General features: G+C 56.7%; 11 protein-coding genes, 1 tRNA gene and 2 rRNA genes (1 of these 14 only partly in view). 4 read left to right on the top strand and 10 right to left on the bottom strand.

Annotated elements, in window-relative coordinates:
• The 3 genes from FJ695_RS02910 to FJ695_RS02900 form a co-directional block, all read left to right on the top strand.
• A 23S ribosomal RNA gene (locus FJ695_RS02910) occupies positions 1–645 on the top strand (it extends 2,081 nt beyond the left edge of the window).
• Positions 646–803: 158 nt separating this feature from the next.
• Positions 804–918: ribosomal RNA gene (gene rrf, locus FJ695_RS02905) — 5S ribosomal RNA — on the top strand.
• A 244-nt stretch (positions 919–1,162) separates the two neighbouring features.
• A tRNA-Met gene (locus tag FJ695_RS02900) sits at positions 1,163–1,239 on the top strand.
• A gap of 652 nt (positions 1,240–1,891) precedes the next feature.
• Here the strand turns inward: FJ695_RS02900 and FJ695_RS02895 are convergent.
• The 4 genes from FJ695_RS02895 to FJ695_RS02880 are packed head-to-tail and all read right to left on the bottom strand — an operon-like array spanning position 1,892 to position 6,431.
• Positions 1,892–3,493 (bottom strand): gamma-glutamyltransferase family protein, encoded by a 1,602-nt coding sequence (locus tag FJ695_RS02895; protein WP_209010898.1) that lies wholly within the window; start codon positions 3,491–3,493, stop codon positions 1,892–1,894.
• Entirely contained in the window at positions 3,465–4,979 is a 1,515-nt protein-coding gene (locus FJ695_RS02890) for a tripartite tricarboxylate transporter permease (RefSeq protein WP_141184039.1), read from the bottom strand. Before FJ695_RS02890 ends, FJ695_RS02895 begins: the two co-directional genes overlap by 29 nt.
• On the bottom strand, positions 4,972–5,490 hold the full coding sequence (locus FJ695_RS02885) for a tripartite tricarboxylate transporter TctB family protein (protein ID WP_141184038.1): 519 nt from the start codon (positions 5,488–5,490) through the stop codon (positions 4,972–4,974). The genes FJ695_RS02890 and FJ695_RS02885 overlap by 8 nt, the downstream gene beginning before the upstream one ends.
• The gene (locus FJ695_RS02880) at positions 5,487–6,431 is read right to left on the bottom strand and encodes a tripartite tricarboxylate transporter substrate binding protein (protein ID WP_141184037.1); all 945 of its coding nucleotides are present in this window, start codon (positions 6,429–6,431) and stop codon (positions 5,487–5,489) included. Before FJ695_RS02880 ends, FJ695_RS02885 begins: the two co-directional genes overlap by 4 nt.
• Positions 6,432–6,500: 69 nt before the next feature.
• Between FJ695_RS02880 and FJ695_RS02875 the strand changes: the two genes are divergently transcribed.
• Positions 6,501–7,442: a LysR family transcriptional regulator gene (locus FJ695_RS02875; protein ID WP_209010897.1), complete on the top strand. Its 942-nt coding sequence runs from the start codon at positions 6,501–6,503 to the stop codon at positions 7,440–7,442.
• Between the two features lie 172 nt (positions 7,443–7,614).
• Here FJ695_RS02875 and FJ695_RS02870 read toward each other — a convergent pair whose 3' ends face one another.
• From FJ695_RS02870 to FJ695_RS02845, 6 genes are all read right to left on the bottom strand, one after another.
• Positions 7,615–8,778 (bottom strand): acyl-CoA dehydrogenase family protein, encoded by a 1,164-nt coding sequence (locus FJ695_RS02870; protein WP_141184036.1) that lies wholly within the window; start codon positions 8,776–8,778, stop codon positions 7,615–7,617.
• Positions 8,779–8,851: 73 nt separating this feature from the next.
• Positions 8,852–10,399, bottom strand: coding sequence for an acyl-CoA synthetase (locus FJ695_RS02865; RefSeq protein WP_141184035.1), 1,548 nt, complete (start codon positions 10,397–10,399; stop codon positions 8,852–8,854).
• A complete protein-coding gene (locus tag FJ695_RS02860; RefSeq protein ID WP_141184034.1) occupies positions 10,392–11,585 on the bottom strand; it encodes a CaiB/BaiF CoA-transferase family protein in 1,194 nt (397 codons plus the stop codon). The genes FJ695_RS02865 and FJ695_RS02860 overlap by 8 nt, the downstream gene beginning before the upstream one ends.
• Positions 11,586–11,858: 273 nt before the next feature.
• Positions 11,859–13,646 carry an acyl-CoA dehydrogenase family protein gene (locus FJ695_RS02855; RefSeq protein WP_141184033.1) on the bottom strand — a complete coding sequence of 596 codons (1,788 nt, stop codon included), beginning with the start codon at positions 13,644–13,646 and terminating at the stop codon, positions 11,859–11,861.
• 62 nt (positions 13,647–13,708) lie between these two features.
• Positions 13,709–15,499, bottom strand: a complete 1,791-nt coding sequence (locus tag FJ695_RS02850) for an acyl-CoA dehydrogenase family protein (RefSeq protein ID WP_141184032.1) — start codon at positions 15,497–15,499, stop codon at positions 13,709–13,711.
• Positions 15,500–15,539: 40 nt separating this feature from the next.
• Positions 15,540–16,706: an acyl-CoA dehydrogenase family protein gene (locus FJ695_RS02845; protein ID WP_141184031.1), complete on the bottom strand. Its 1,167-nt coding sequence runs from the start codon at positions 16,704–16,706 to the stop codon at positions 15,540–15,542.
• Positions 16,707–16,711: the final 5 nt, after the last annotated feature.

Here is a 16,711-nt window from a genome sequence, read left to right as displayed (position 1 = left end):
TTTGACTGGGGCGGTCGCCTCCCAAATGGTAACGGAGGCGCGCGAAGGTGGGCTCAGAGCGGTCGGAAATCGCTCGTTGAGTGCAATGGCATAAGCCTGCCTGACTGCGAGACTGACAAGTCGAGCAGAGACGAAAGTCGGCCATAGTGATCCGGTGGTCCCTCGTGGAAGGGCCATCGCTCAACGGATAAAAGGTACGCCGGGGATAACAGGCTGATGATGCCCAAGAGTCCATATCGACGGCATTGTTTGGCACCTCGATGTCGACTCATCACATCCTGGGGCTGGAGCAGGTCCCAAGGGTTTGGCTGTTCGCCAATTAAAGTGGTACGTGAGTTGGGTTCAGAACGTCGCGAGACAGTTCGGTCCCTATCTGCCGTGGGTGTAGGAGAATTGAGAGGATCTGTCCCTAGTACGAGAGGACCGGGATGGACGTACCTCTGGTGGACCTGTTGTGGCGCCAGCCGCATTGCAGGGTAGCTATGTACGGAAGGGATAACCGCTGAAAGCATCTAAGCGGGAAACCCACCTCAAAACCAGTTCTCCCTGAAGAGCCGTGGAAGACCACCACGTCGATAGGAAGCGTGTGGAAGTGCGGCAACGCATGAAGCTTAGCTTTACTAATAGCTCGTTCGGCTTGATCCTCTCATTAGTCAATGTTCATCTTTTAAAAGGCGCTTTACGCGCCTTGTAAAAGGTAAGTTTTAGTGTGCTACCGGCCTTTGGCCTACTTGAGCACGCTGTTCTCGTCCCTTGCGGGCGAAAGATAAGACCAGTTTTACAACCAAATTGCCCTTCGCCGGCCTGGTGGCTCTAGCGGGGAGCCCCCACCCGATCCCATCCCGAACTCGGCCGTGAAACTCCCCAGCGCTAATGGTACTGCATCTTAAGGTGTGGGAGAGTAGGTCGCTGCCAGGCCTGCAAAGGACAATTTGGAAATTACTCTTCAACAAACTGGCGCTCACGCGCGCATCGCCCTCAGGGCTGCGCTCCGCGAGGGCGGCCTGACCGGCCGGCGGCCACTCGGCCTTGCCTCCGCTGCGCTCCGGATCTCTTGTTCCAAATCAGCGCAACACACCGGTCTCCTGAATTATTGTGCCGATTCCTTGAGGGAAACAGCACGCGCTCAAGCACCCCGAAGGGCGATAGCGCAAACAAATAACGCGGGATGGAGCAGTCCGGTAGCTCGTCAGGCTCATAACCTGAAGGTCGTAGGTTCAAATCCTACTCCCGCAACCAAATACAAAAATGGCCGCCCAAAAGGGCGGCCTTTTGTGTATTCGGGCGGGGGATATTGGTGAGGCCCTCAGCGGGCCCAATCAAGCAGGGCTGCGCCCGACGCAGAAGGGCAAAAAAGACAAATCAGACGCCCGCAACCAAATCCCCCCAAAATAAACAAAACCTCCCATAAAAGCGGGGCTATCTGCGTTTCCACACCGCTGCGATCCGAACTCTTGCTCCCTGCAAAGCTTGGAAAAACGAATCCTCAAAATCTAAATTAACACCAGCTATGTCCCTCAAGCGAAAAAAGCGCCAAACCGGAGGTTTGGAAACGCCGCCAAGTGCATTCCGGCCGCCGCCGTGGATGCAGCGCGACCGCGAAGCTAGGCTGCAAAGCAGCCGCTCTGACCTGAGAGACATATAACTTCACAACCAAATTGCCCTTCGCCGGCCTGGTGGCTCTCGCGGGGAGACCAGTCACGCGCGCGCCGACCGTGAAGGATAATCAACAAAGACCAGTTCTAAAACAAAATTAAACTGAACCGGGGGAAAACGATCCCATCCCGAACTCGGCCGTGAAACTCCCCAGAGCTAATGGTACTGCATCTTATGGTGTAGGAGAGTAGGTCGCTACCAGGCCTGCAAAGGACCAAAACAAAGCCTTCGTTCATCAAAAACCAACCGCTTGTCCGTCCTTCCGCGGGTCGGATCCTGCGACATACCCACCTTCGGGCAAGCGCTGAACAAGCTGGGCGCCACCGAAACCAAAGGCGTTATCGGGACTTTCGACAGAGATCTGATGACCCAATGCGCTTAAGCCGTCCCGCAATTGTTGTGACATGGTTGGTTCACAGGCGACCTTAACTCCATCAATCATTCGCCAACGCGGCGCGCAGGCAGCTGTCTGAACATCCTGTCCCCATACTTCCGTACGAAGCAAGAGCTGCACATGCCCCTGGGCCTGGATCGGCCCTCCCATCATGCCGAAAGCCATCAGCGGCTGGTTGTTCTTCATGGCAAAACCGGGAATGATCGTGTGCATAGGCCGTTTTCCACCTGCCACGCAATTCGGATGCCCCGGAACCGTATCAAATCCTGCACCTCGGTTCTGCAAGGAAATCCCGGTTCCCGGCACCACAACACCAGAGCCGAAACCAGCGTAGTTCGATTGTATGAAACTCACCATCATGCCCGATGCATCACCGGTATTTAGCAGGACAGTACCACCTCTTTTCGGCGCTCCAACGCCATGATCGATTGCGCGCGCCGTGTCGATCAGCGCGGCCCGGGCCCTAAGGTAATCGGGGTCGAGCAAGGCGCGCTCATCGATTTCTGTCATGTCATCACGATCAGCCACATAGGCGTGCAGATCGCGATAGGCCAATTTGATGGCTTCTATCTGCAAGTGCACAGCCATCACGTCATCTGGTCCGTGTTCACGTATTCCGGTGTGATCCAATATACCCAGCGCCATCAAGGCAGCGATGCCTTGGCCGTTTGGCGGGATTTCGTGCAAGTCGACATCATCAAAGCTGGTCTTAAGCGTCCCGCACCAATCGGGTTGGTGAGAGGCCATATCCTCAAGCGTCATTGCCCCGCCATGGTCTTTCAGAAACTTGACGATTTTTTCTGCCAGTGCGCCTTTATAGAACGATGCGCCTTTGGTTCTCCCGATTTCGCGGAGCGTCTCGGCTGCGCCCGGATTATGGAACCGTTGACCAGCCTTCGGGGTGCGCCCTCCAGGCAGAAATGTTTGTGCAAAACCAGGCTGATCGGCGAGCAATTCAGCTGCAATTGCCCAAAGTTTCGCGATCACTGGCGAGACTATAAACCCCTCTTCAGCGTAGTGCACAGCTGGAGCCAACGTTGTTGACAAATCCAGCTTGCCGAAGCGCTCCGATAAGCTGACCCAGGCACTTACCGCTCCAGGAACTGTGATACTGTCCACTCCGAGATTTGGCATTCCGTCTTGGAAACGATTGAGGTCCCAGGCAGCCGGTGAGCGGCCCGACGCATTTAAGCCGTGCAACGCCTTGCCATCCCAAAGAATGCAAAAGGCATCCGAGCCAAGCCCGTTGCCCGACGGCTCAACCACCGTCAGAGCAGCGGCTGTAGCAATTGCGGCGTCAACCGCGTTGCCCCCTTGCTGGAGAATACTTAGTCCGGCCTGAGCTGCCAAAGGCTGGGATGTCGCTACGACATTGTCCGCAAGGATAGGCGAACGCCGGGATGGGTATACTGGATCATGACGCATCTTCAGCGCTGGCTCCATTCATTTTCATTGTTTTGAGATGACTTCTAACAGCCCAGACAACGGCCAAGACCGCGGCGATCAGGAAAATCAGGCTGATTGGCCGGGTCAGAAACAGGGTGGGGTCGCCATCGGTCATCAATGCGCGGCGCAGATTGGTCTCCGCAATCGGCCCCAGGATGACCCCGAGCACTAAAGGCGCCAGAGCGTACCCCAAGGAGCGGAGCACATATCCGACCAGTCCTATTATGCCCAGAAGATACAAGTCCGTTACCCTGTTGTTCAGCGCAAAAGACCCGACCACGCAGCATACCAGCACTGTGGGCACGATCAGCCATTTCGGCACGGCAGCGACCCGGATGAACAGCCGCATCGAAAGCACAGATACGATCAGCATCATAAAGGAGGCCACTGTCATGGCAATGAACATGCCATAGACGAGATCGCTATGATCCAGAACCAGCCTTGGCCCAACTGAAATTCCGTGCACCATCAGTGATGCCATTAAAATTGCATCGACCGCGGAACCGGGGATACCCAGTCCGATCAGCGGGATAAGCCCGCCGCCTGCAGTGGCGGAGTTGCCCGATTCTGAAGCAATGACTCCGTCTGGAGTGCCTGTCCCGAATTGTTCAGGGTTCTTTGAAGCCCGTTTGGCCTGATCATAGGCCACCAGATTTGAAATGGACCCACCGGCGCCCGGCAACGCCCCAATCAGCACTCCAATCACAGATGACCGAAACAGGTTGATGGGGCTCATGAGGACTTCTTTCATGACCTTCAAAGTCTTGAAATCGATCGTCCCGGTGACCAGCGATGCGCCGGATCGTACAGTCCGGGCGTCCTCAACTTCGCTGAGTAGCTGAGAAATTGCGAAAATGCCGATCAATACCACCAAGAAGGGCAAGCCGGTTTCTAGCATTTCGATACCGAAGTCGAACCTTGGGCGGCCAAGAATAGGATCTGCCCCGATCGTGGAAATGGCCAGTCCGATCAAACCCGCCAGCAATCCGCGAAGCACTGAATCTCCCACCAGGCTGGCCACGATTGTCAAGGCAAACACGATCAGCGAGAAATACTCCCAAGGCCCCAGCTTCACGGCAAACACTGCCAGCGGTGGTGCTGCAATCACCAAAATCATGGTTGAGATCAATGTGCCGAAAAAGGAAGCCCAGACACCTAGCGACAACGCGCGCCCCGGATCTCCTTTTCGGGCCATGGGAAACGCGTCGAATGTTGTCGCAACGGATGAGGGCGTTCCCGGAATGCCTAGCAAAGCGGCTGAGATCAAACCGCCTGTCAGGCCTCCGACATAAACCGACAGCATGACGGCAACGCCCTGCAAGGGATCCATGTTGAAGGTCAATGGCAGCGTCAACACGATTGCCATCGTCACTGTGAAGCCGGGAATTGCCGCTGCGATAATTCCGGCGACCGTCCCAACCAACATGAAAATCAGCGTACTGAGCGCGAATATCTGCTCAAGCGCAGTCAGGATATCATCCATGGAAGAATTCACCGCGTGGCAGGAAGACGTTGAAGACGTCTGCAAAAAGCAGGTTCAATCCAAATGAAAATACCAGCGCAATCAGTAGAGCAATCACCAGTGTGACCGGAGTGCGCGGCATGAGGATGAATTGCATTACAAACACAAATGCGAAACTGGCAATAGAGAAGCCAAGAACCGGCAAAAGCAGGAGATACGCAACAAATAAAGCGAAGCAGGTGACGACCAGATAACGGGATTTGATGCAACGCCGAAACTCGCCACCCAATCGCGCCCAGGCAGTGCGTGGAATTTTGCGAAGGCTATCAATGACCGCAAACAGCGCTACCAGGAAGATCGCCGCGAACACAAATCTGGGAAACGCTCCCGCTCCCAAGGTTTCGAACATCGAACTTGGAATTTGCCCGGCGGAAATGAATAGGGCAACCGATGCGATGAGCAAAACGATATAACTCAAGAAGCGGGCGATTTCGCCCGCTTCCAAGCTGTTTTGTTTGTCAGCTTCACTCACTGAACGATAACCGAAGCTAGAGATTTCACCGTTGCATCAAGGTTTGCCAAGTAGGCACGGTAGTCGTCCTGACCCATAAACGTGACCTGAGATCCTACATTGTTGGTTTGTTTGATGTAGGTCTCATCCTGGGCCAGCTTTTGCAAAGCAGCTTCCATGACATTGCGAACTTCCGCCGGAGTGCCTTTGGGCATCACGATCCCGCGGGTCACAGTCAGAAGCATATCTTCGCCCTTTTCACGGAACGTCGGCACTTCAGGTACTGCCGGATGACGTTCGGCCGATCCGGCTGCGAGGAATTTCAGGTCGCCGTTTTTGGCAAACTCAAGGGAAGAAGCGACATCGCCAATAATCAGATCCAGGTTGCCACCGACGGCGGCACGTACTCGCTCGCCCGTGCCCTCATATCCCACATATTTGAATTTCAAGCCGTAGGCTTGTTCGATCATCGCAGCGAAGAGATGTGGTAATCCGCCCAGTGTGACGCCCATTGTGAGTTCGTTCGGGCGCTCCTTGGCATAGGCAACGAATTCGTCAAAATTCGAGTAGCTGTCCGTCGATTTTGTGATCAGAAACTGCGGCGATGCCGTCATCAGGGCGATCGGTTCGAAGTCTTCCCAAGTCAATTCCGTCAGGCCGGTCAAGGTCGCCATCAGAAGACCTTCGTGAACTTGCGAAACTGTATAGCCGTCCGCATCGCGCCGTGACGCTTCACGCAGTCCCACGGTCCCCCCGACACCTGGCATATTGATGATTGGCAATTCCACGCCAAGGTGCGGTTCGATGTTGGCAGAAACCAGACGCATCAATGTGTCAGATCCACCACCCGGCGACCAGGGTACGATAAACTCCACGGCGCGCGTGGGATAGTCTTCAGCAAGGGCGGGGGCCGCCAACATGGCGGCGGTAAAGAGGGCAGCGAGCCCCTTAATGATTTTCATGATTTGGTTCCCTGAGTTGGTCGGCAATTCTGAAGTTTTTTATATGCCCAAAACCGTATCATAAGATTTTTGCATGCAAAGAGCATAATTATTGCTTTTAAATTCAGTTTTTCTTATTTTATGAATATGGACACACGGCAACTCGAGACTTTTCTCGCGATTATTCAACGTGGTGGGTTTGCGGCCGCCGCGAAGGAAGTCAACCTCAGTGCATCGGCGGTAAGCCAGCAGATTTCAGCATTGGAAACCGATCTTGGCACCGCCTTGTTTGACCGGTCCCGCCGCCCTCCGGCTTTGACGGTAAAGGGGCGTGAAGTGCAGGCCGCGGCGCGGTCAATATTGCGTATCGTCGCCGACACCAAAGCGGCGATCGAAGGAGAGGATGTCGGCGGAACGCTGGCTCTCGGGGCACTGAGAACGTGCGGGACACACATCCTGCCCAATGCCCTTGCGCAGCTCAGTGAAAACTATCCCGAACTAAAATTTAGACTGACAATAGGCCTGTCAGAGGATCTGATGGCGGACGTGATTTCTGGGCAATTGGATGCCGCGCTGGTCGCGGACCATGTAGCCGTGCCGCCGGGCCTTCAATGGACGTTGGTTATTACGGAACCCTTGGTGGTGCTCAAACCTTCAAGTGTGCCGGACAAAAGTTTTGAAATTTTGGTGCGCGATCTGCCCTTTATACGATATGGAATTAGGGTGCCTCTGGCGCGCCAGATCGACACCGAAATTGCGCGTCTTGGACTGACAGTTCGTCAGATCGTGTCAGTGAATACTATGTCTGCCGTGGTGGGTTGCGTGCAGGCTGGTCTGGGGTTCGCGATCGTACCCTACGCAGCTTTGCGCGGGCTTCAAACCGAGGCACTTGATTGGTTTCCTTTCGGGCCGACCCCAATCCGTCGTGGGTTGGGCATCGTGCAGTCCCCGAACTCCCGCCGTGCGAAAGTATTGGAGAAACTCTCGGAGTATTTGAGTTCCACGGGGAATGTTGAACCCGGTGAAGGTTGACGCGGCCTCTGGATTGGCAAGTAGGATAATCGGAAAAATTGTCGCCTGCCGGATACAGCTAGAAGCGCTTTGGTGGATTGTACGCGTGAGAATACGATGCCAATAAAATAGCTTGAAACAGACCGGGCCAAAAAGAACGGAGTTTTTTTGACAAAAAACTCCGCCCAAAACCCTATTTTGCTCGTTGGTTGAACCGGCGGCCGACAAGCGCGCTGGCAATGTTGGTTTTCTGGATGTCGATGGACCCACCGGCGATGCCCCAGCCCCAGCTGTCGCGCATTTTCTGTTCTATCGGGTATTCGCGCGAATAGCCGTAGCCACCCATCAACTGCATGGCCTTGCCGGTCACTTCGCGGGTCATTTCATTGGCAAAACACTTGGCAATCGAGCTTTCGCCGACCGACGGCAAACCGCTTTCGGCATTGACGACGGCCCGGTAAAGCAAGAGGCGCGCCGCATCCAGCTTCATTTTCATTTCAGCAATCTGCAACTGGACGGCCTGGAAATCGATGATCTGCTTGCCGAATTGTTCGCGATCCTGAACATAGTCCAGAACGTAGTCGAAAGCCGACTGGGCACAAGCAAGACTCATGGTTGTGTTGCCGCAGCGCTCCAGGTCGAAGGCTTCCATCAGTTTGCGGAAACCACCTGCCGGTACGATGATATTTTCCGCTGGGACACTGACGTCATCAAAATACATGTCTGCGCTATGGACACCCCGGAACCCCATATGGTGCTCGCGCTTGCCGAATGTGAATCCGTCCGTGCCCTTTTCGACCAGAACAGCGCCGATGCCCTTGGCGCCCGGTTCGTCGGACAACCGGCAATACACCACATAAGCATCGGAATGCCCCGCACCTGAACACCAGCGTTTCTGACCGTTCACAATTACCCGGTCTCCGTCGATGCGGCCCTTTGTGGTCAGATCGGTGAGCGCGGAGCCGGCCCCCGGCTCTGACATGGATACCGCCACAATCACGTCACCGGAACAGACTTTCGGTAGAATCTTCTGGCGCATGGCTTCCGGGGCGAAATTGGCGATCGCCAAAGCCGGTCCGAAGCAGGATTCAAAGATCGGGAAGGCCACACCGATAGAGATTTTGGCAACTTCTTCGAGAACCAGAACGGCCTCGAAGTGGCTCATTCCGCCGCCGCCATAGGCTTCCGGCAGATTGACGCCGAGAAGGCCAAGCTCTGCGAACCGGTGCATAACCTCCTGGCTTGGGGATTCGTCGGTCTCTTCGACATGCCGGGCAATGTCCGGCAACTCGCTTTGCGCAAAGCGGCGCACCGTTTCCTGCAGGGCGGTTTGTTCTTCGGTGAGGGTAAAGTCCATGTGTGTTGCTTTCGATGGTCAATATGAACCGAAGCATGGCGGACCCTGCTTCGCGTTTGTTAAATAGAAAAGGTCAGCTGGCTGCTTTTGCCGGGGCGGCCTGTTCCGCGGCCCAGTAGGGATCGCGGAGTTTGCGTTTGTAGATCTTGCCGGAATCATCGCGGGGCAGATCGCTTCTGAACTCAATGCGCCGTGGCACTTTGAACCCAGCCAGCCGTTCTTTCAGGTAAGTCATGACCTGCTCTGCGGTGAGCGTGCCTTCTCCTGCCGGGTGGACAACCGCCATTAACGCTTCGCCATAGTCGGGATCGGGTACACCGAAGATCGCGCAATCGGCAACGCCCGGCATGGCATGCAGCTCCGCTTCGATCTCGGCCGGATAGATATTGACGCCGCCAGAGATCACCATGTCCTTGGCCCGGTCGCACAAAAACAGATACCCGTCTTCATCTAGATAACCGATATCACCGGTGGCGATCAGGCCGTCGACATCGAGGTCCTGGCGAGCCGCCGGATTGTTGGCATAGGTGAACTCCGGTGCGGTCTCGAGCCGTGACACGATTTCACCGGGCGTCCCAACGGGCAGGTCCTGACGATTCTCATCGACGATCCGCATGGTTACACCGGCGAGTGCCCGGCCAACCGTGCCCGGTTTCCGCAAGCTGTCTTTCGGTGTGCAGTAGGTGACGTAGTTCTGTTCGGTGCCGGCATAAAACTCATAGATGACCGGTCCGAACCAGGCCTGCATGGCGGCCTTAACCTCTGGCGGACAGTGCGCAGCCGCTGTGACGATATACTCCAGGGAGGATACGTCATAGCGGTCCCTGATGTCCTCCGGCAGTTTCAGGAGCCGGGCGAACATGGTCGGCACCATGAAAACTGTTGTGATCTGCTCCTGTTCCACCATCGCCAGAAAGTCTTCTGCGTCAAAGCGCGGCATCAGGAAAACCTTGTCGGCAACGGCATAGGTGCGCGTACCGAAGGAGTTGGGGGCCCCATGATACAGCGGACCGCAAATTAGGGCCCGGATGCCCGGTTTGATGCCATAGAGCCGATCCCGCACGGCAAGGAATTCTTTTGCCAGATCCGGAGCTTGCGGTAGTTTCAAAACGCCTTTCGGTTTGCCCGTGGTGCCGGAGGTGTAGGTCATCGTGTCGGTGAAATCCCGGCACGGCTCGGTCAGCGGCGGGTGTGATCCGATGAAGTCATCGAAAGCCACTGCATCAATTGCCGCATCCTGCACAGCCGGGGGGTGCCGATAAGCCGCCAGCAACTCCGGCGGTGTTTCAACTTTCAGGACGAGGATGCCGGAGGGAATGGCGTTGCCCAGAAGCTGCAGCAGATCCGTATGAGCAATCAGCACTTTTGCGCCTGAATCCTCCAAAACATACGCCACTTCCGGCGGCGCCAGGTGCCAATTGACGGCGACCGGGCTGGCACCCAGTAAAGTCGCAGCTCGCGTCGCCTCGAAGAAAGCAACATCGTTGCGCAGCAAGAGCGCGATCCGGTCGCCGCGCTCAATGCCATAATCGCGCAATCCGGACGCAGCTTTCAGCGCACGGGCCTCGCACTCTGAGCGTTTGCTTGTTCGCGCACCACTGAACAAAAGTGTGTCAGACATGGCTGGCCTCTTGTGATCCCTTGGCTCCGTTTGCGGTCGTAACACCCGGAACGGCGGTGCCGCGGACCGGGTCCAGGACCGCGCCGGTGTGTTCGCCGACCGCCGGCACATGGGAGCCCACCGGCAGAGGGGCACCGGCAAACAGGAACGGCAGGTTGGCAACCTTGAAGGCTTCTGGGCCGGTTCCAACGTCTGTCATCAATTCGCGGGCCGTGACTTGTTCGTCTTTGATCGCCTCGGCCACGGTTTGATAGCGGGCGCAAGGAATACCTGCCCCCATGAGTGCGATTTCGCACTCGGCGGCGGTGCGGACCTTGGTCCAGTCTTCCACCAGCGCCATCAGCACCGGCCAGTTCCTTTCCCGTTCCAATTGGGTGTTGAAGCGGGCATCGTCTTTCCACTCCGGGTGATCCAGAAGATCGGCGAGCCGCTCAAAAATGCGGCCGGTGATTGGAACAGCGATGACATGTCCGTCTGACGCCTTGACCGGTGTAGCCAGCCAGCGGTCGAAGGAACTTGGTGTTTGCACTTCCTGCATTTCCAGAACCAGCAAGTTGATCATGCTGTCCATCAACGCAACGTCGATGTACTGCCCGGTTCCATGACGCAGCTGGCCGATGAGGGCTGTCTGGATCGCACTGAAGGCAAAGAGCCCACCGATGAGATCGGCATACCAAATACCGGTGCGGAACGGTTTGCCGACGTCTTCGGCGTAGGTCATGGCGGCCAGGTCGTGGCCGGATAGGGCATGCAGGATTGGCGCATAAGCAGGATGGCGCGAACGCGGCCCGGTCTGACCGAAACCGGAAATGGAGCAATAGACGAGATCCTTGCGGCCTGCGGACAAGGTTAGGAAATCCAGTCCCAAGTCCTGCACGACACCTGGGCGGAAGTTTTCCACCACGACATCGCAGGAGGCGGCAAGTTTGCGGATGGCACCCAAATCCTCTTCAGAGCGGAAGTCGATCTCAATGCTTTTTTTGCCGGCGTTGAAATGACCGAAATAGGTGCTTTTACCTGCGCGCAGCGGTTCTTTGACCCGCATGTGTTCACCGCCGGCCGGTTCGATCTTCAAAACCTCCGCACCGCAGTCTGCAAGCAGCCGCGTGCAATAAGGCCCAGAGATGATCCTGGTCAGATCAAGGACCCGGACGCCGTCGAGCGGTTTTGGTGTGGTTGATGTCATCTGCGGTGCTGTTCCAGTTGTTTATTATTCTGTTCGAAGGCCCGGCGGACAAATTGCCGCCAACCCAAGAAGCTGGGATGGTTGGTCTGATGCCTGCAAGGCTTTTCCATCAGGTCATCCCCGCCCATGAGCGGGGATCTACGCGCAGTTCCGTTTGCCGCACCATTGGGTAGGTTTCGGTAAGGCTCTGCAAACGAGTGGATCCCCGGTCTTCGCTTCGCTATGCCGGGGATGACCGCTGTGCCTTCTTTGCCTTTGCGCCCAAGTTTACTCTTACTGCGTCAGCACGTCGGTGGCGGTGTCGAGCGACACTGGAGCGTCCGACAACAGCAGGTCCGTCGCTGCTTTTTCAAAGCCGGTTTCACCAACTTTCAGCGGATCTTGTGCACGCAGACGATAGTCGATCACCATCCGGGCCAGCAACAACCGCCGGGCATCGCGGCCCGCCGCGCCAAGTGCGCTGCCTTCTGTAGCCAAAAGCGTGGCTGTCGCTGAATTGTAGACCGCGCTCGAGGCCTTTCGGGCCAGGGTCTGGTTACCGCTCATGGCCACGTCTTCGGCAAAGTCGATCGCCTGCTGAACGGTGCTGCGTAGCTCGCCCTTGAACTGGCCCGGCATTTCGGAACTGTTGTCGATCTGATCCATCAGCTCGTCTTTCAGATCCTTGTGAGCGCCGACCTTGGCAATCGCACGCGTTGTGATGTCGAGCGAGTTGATGTTGGACGTGCCTTCCCAAAGGACGCCAAGATGGGAATCGCGAACCAGGCGGGCATTGACAAAATCCTCGATGTAACCATTGCCGCCACGCACCTCCATGGCACCGGTTGCGACACGAACATTGTCGCGGGCGGTCCGGTATTTGTGGGCCGGGGTTAGGATCCGGGTAATCATTTTCGCGCGTTCGTCACCCGCTTCCGCCAGCGTGATCTGATTGCCGAGATAGAGCGTGATCGAAAGAGCCTGTTCGGTCGGCAGCATCAGTTTCATCAGCTGGCGCCGCAGAAGCGGTTTATCGATGATTTTTTCCTGAAAAGCGTGACGGTTTTGAGCCGTCACCATTGCCTCGTTCAGGCATCGGCGCATCATCGCCGCAGCGCGGCAGCCGTGAGACAGGCGTGACAGGGACACCTGGTCCATCATCATTTTCAGGCCGCGGTTTTCGTGCGGGCCGACTTCACCCAGCGGATAAGCCACGGCGCCATTGAAGACAATTTCGCCGGAGGCCATAGACCGGCTGCCGAGTTTGTTTTTGAGGCGCACGATCCGGTAATCGTTGCGGCTGCCATCATCTAGGCGGCGCGGCAGGGCAAATAGCCCGAGGCCCTTATTGCCTGCCGGTGCGCCTTGCGGGCGGGCGAGCAGCAGCGCGACATCGCCGTCAGTGCAAGAGCAGAACCATTTTTCGCCATAGAGCTTCCAGTTTCCGTCTTCGAAGCGGGCTTCCAGCTGGATATTAGAGACGTCCGATCCGCCGGTGCGCTCGGTCATAAACTGAGCACCCTTGAGCATCGTTTTCGTGTCTTGACTGATCAAGCGGTCATAGAATCGGGCCTTGGTAGCCTCGTCTCCATAGTCCTTAATCAGCGTCGCGGTGGTTTCCGTTGCCGAAATTGGGCAGAGCTGACCAAATTCCGACTGGCCGAAAATGTATTGGAAGATGAACTTCACGGTGTGCGACATCGGTTTGTCCCAGCCGAACACACCCGGTTTATGGATCATCGCTGCGAGGCCATAATCGCCAAGGGCAACATCTTCCATGTTGCGGTAAGCCGGATGGAATTCAATCCAGTCTTCAAAGCGGCCGCGCGGGTCCCGATGATGCAGGACCGGCTGGTGTTTGTCGGCCATACGCGACCAATCGTCGACCTCATCACCGACCAATGCGCCGAACTTTTCCAGGTGCGGCTGCAGGTGCTGCCGCAGATCATCCGGCAAATAGAGCGTCAACAGGTCCTGGAGGCCCTTGTCGAGATCATAGAAGTTGAGGCCATGGCAGTCTGGAGCAACAAGATTGGCAAGTTCGGCAGTCGGCAAGGTGTGATGTTGTGGTTGAATATTCATGTTTGAATCCTTCCTATCGGATCTTGGCCGGTTCGAATGAAACCGGAAAACGGAGCAAGTCGTCAGAGATTGAGAACGTCGGAAGCGCGTTCGAGCGGCACGGCGTCGTCGTTTAAAAGGCAATCGGTTGCGGCTGTTTCAAAGGCGCTGTCACCGATGGACAGTGGGTCTTGCGGCGCCAGGCGATGGTCGATCACCATGCGGGCCATCAACAGGCGGCGGGCATCCCCGCCAGTAGCGCCGAGTTTGGCGCCCTCGCAGGCAAGCAAAACGGCGGTTGCAGAGTGATAGACAGCACTCGCGGCTTTGCGAGCTAATGTTTCATCACCGCTCCGGGCGATTGTCTCTGCCATATCAAGAGAACGGGTGAGTGTGTCGCGAAGTGTCTTGCCGAAGGTTTCCGGCAGTGCATCGCACTCATCCATCATTTTCTGCAGGACGGATTTCAGGTCTAAATGGACTTCGGCTTTTGCGATCGCACGGGTGGTGATGTCGAGGGCGTTGATATTGGATGTACCCTCCCAGAGGAGGCCAACGTGTGCGTCGCGCACCAGGCGGGCGTTCACGAAATCTTCGATGTAGCCGTTGCCGCCCCGCACTTCCATGGCGCCGGTCGCGACCCGGATATTGTCACGGGCCGTCCGGTATTTGTGCGCTGGGGTCAGGATCCGGGCGACCCGTTCTGCCTGTTTGTCTCCCTTGCCAGCCGCTGTCAGAACCGTACCGAGATAAAGCGTCATCGACAGCGCTTGTTCTGTTGGGATCATGAGCTTCATCAGCTGGCGGCGCAACAGCGGTTTGTCGATGATTTTTTCGCGAAATGCTGTCCGGCTCTTGGCGACGGTCAACGCCTCATTGAGGCAGCGGCGCATCATGGAGGCCGCCCGGGCACCATGAGACAGGCGTGACAGCGACACCTGGTTCATCATCATTTTCAGGCCGGGATTTTCCTTGGCCCCGACATCGCCGAGCGGGTAGGCGATGGCCCCTTCGAAAACGACTTCGCCAGACGCCATGGAGAGCGTGCCGAGTTTATCTTTCAGACGCACGATCCGGTAAGAGTTTCGGCTGCCGTCGTCCATTCTTTTAGGCAGGGCGAAAACGGCAAGGCCCTTGTTTCCGGCAGGAGCCCCTTCGGGCCGGGCCAAGACCAGAACCACATCCGCATCGGCTGCCGAACAGAACCATTTTTCGCCGTAGAGCCGCCAGGTGCCGTCTTCATGGCGGGCATCGACGGCGAGCTGGGATACGTCCGATCCGCCGTGGCGCTCGGTCATGAATTGCCCGCCAGCCATACGGGTCTTTGGGTCTTGGCTGATCAACCGGTCAAAAAACCGCTTTATGAGAGCCTCGTCACCGAATTTCCGGATCATGGCGGCGGTGGTTTCGGTCATGGAAATCGGACACAGCTGACCAAACTCCGATTGCCCCAACAAATATTGGAACAGGAACTTGACAGTGTGCGGCATCGGTTCTGGCCAACCGAAGACGCCGGGTTTTCCGGTCATTCCGGCCATGGCGAAATCGCCGAACGTGATCTGTTCCATGCGCTTGTAGGCCGGGTGAAACTCGATCCAGTCTTCAAAGCGCCCGCGCGGATCCCGGTGGTGAAGGACCGGCACATGCCGGTCGGCAATCCTAGAGAGCGTGTCGATTTCATCGCCAACCAGCGCACCAAACTCCTGCAAATGAGGCCAGAGATGCACCCGTAAGTCATCAGGAAGGTAGAGGGCTAGAAGTCCCTTGAGGCTGGTGTCGGTGTCAAAGAAATTTGCCCCATGGCAATCCGGCGCGACCAGTTCTGCGAGGTCTGACAGCGGCAATTGGGTGGGCTGGCCGGTATGAATGTTCATGGGAAGAGTTCCAATCAAAAGAGACAAAATTCACGGGTGCTCAATAGGACTTGGGCAGCCCAAGAACCCGTTCAGCGATGTGGCAAAGGATGAGTTGCTGGCTGACCGGGGCGAGGCGCGGGATCATGGCTTCACGCATGTAACGCTCGACATGATATTCGCGGGCATAGCCAAAACCGCCATGGGTCATGACCGCTTGCTGGCAGGCTTCAAATCCCGCCTCAGAGCCAAGATATTTGGTGGCGTTGGCTGCCGGGCCACAGGGGAGACCTGTGTCATATTGACGGGCTGCTTCCAGGGCCATCAGCCAGGCCGATTCCAGCATCATCCAATTGCGTGCCAAAGGATGCTGGATGCCCTGGTTCTGGCCGATGGGCCGGTCGAATACGACACGTTCCTTGGCATAACCGCAGGCCTTGCGCAGTGCTGCATGGCCAAGGCCGATGGCCTCGGAGCCGATCAGGATCCGTTCCGGGTTCATCCCGTGCAGGATGGCCTTGAACCCTTCGCCTTCTTCCCCAATCAGATTGTCTGCCGGGATTTCGAAGTCTTCGAAGAAGAGTTCGTTACAATCGACCGTTTTTCGGCCCATCTTGTCGATCTCGCGCACCGTGATCTGGTCACGGTTGAAGTCTGTGTAAAACAGGCTGAGACCCTGGGTCGGCTTGGTCACCTCTTCCAGTGGTGTGGTCCGGGCGAGCAACAGAATTTTTTCCGCCACTTGAGCCGTTGAAATCCAGACCTTCTGGCCGTTGACCAGGTAGCGGTCCCCCTGACGTTTGGCCGCTGTTTTTAGGTGCGTGGTGTTCAGTCCGGTATTCGGTTCAGTCACGGCAAAACAAGTGCGTTCGCGCCCCTGAACCACCGGCGGCAGCATGCGCTTTTTTTGTTCATCGGTGCCAAAGACGACCACAGGCGACAGGCCGAAGATGTTCATATGGACGGCGGACGCGCCGGAAAGCCCGGCCCCGGATTCGGCAATCGTGCGCATCATGATGGCGGCTTCGGTGATACCGAGACCGGTTCCGCCGTAGGCTTCAGGAATGCAGATGCCGAGCCAGCCGGCTTGGGCCAGTGCCTGGAAAAATTCGTCCGGGAACCCTCCCGTCTTGTCCTTCTCCAACCAATAAGCATCGTTGAACTGGCTGCACAGGCTGGCAATGGCACTTTGGATTGCTGTGCGGTCGGGCGAGAGTTGGATGTCCATGATTG

Source organism: Labrenzia sp. PHM005, assembly GCF_006517275.1.
GTDB lineage: Bacteria > Pseudomonadota > Alphaproteobacteria > Rhizobiales > Stappiaceae > Roseibium.
This window is presented reverse-complemented; position numbering and strand designations above follow the sequence as displayed.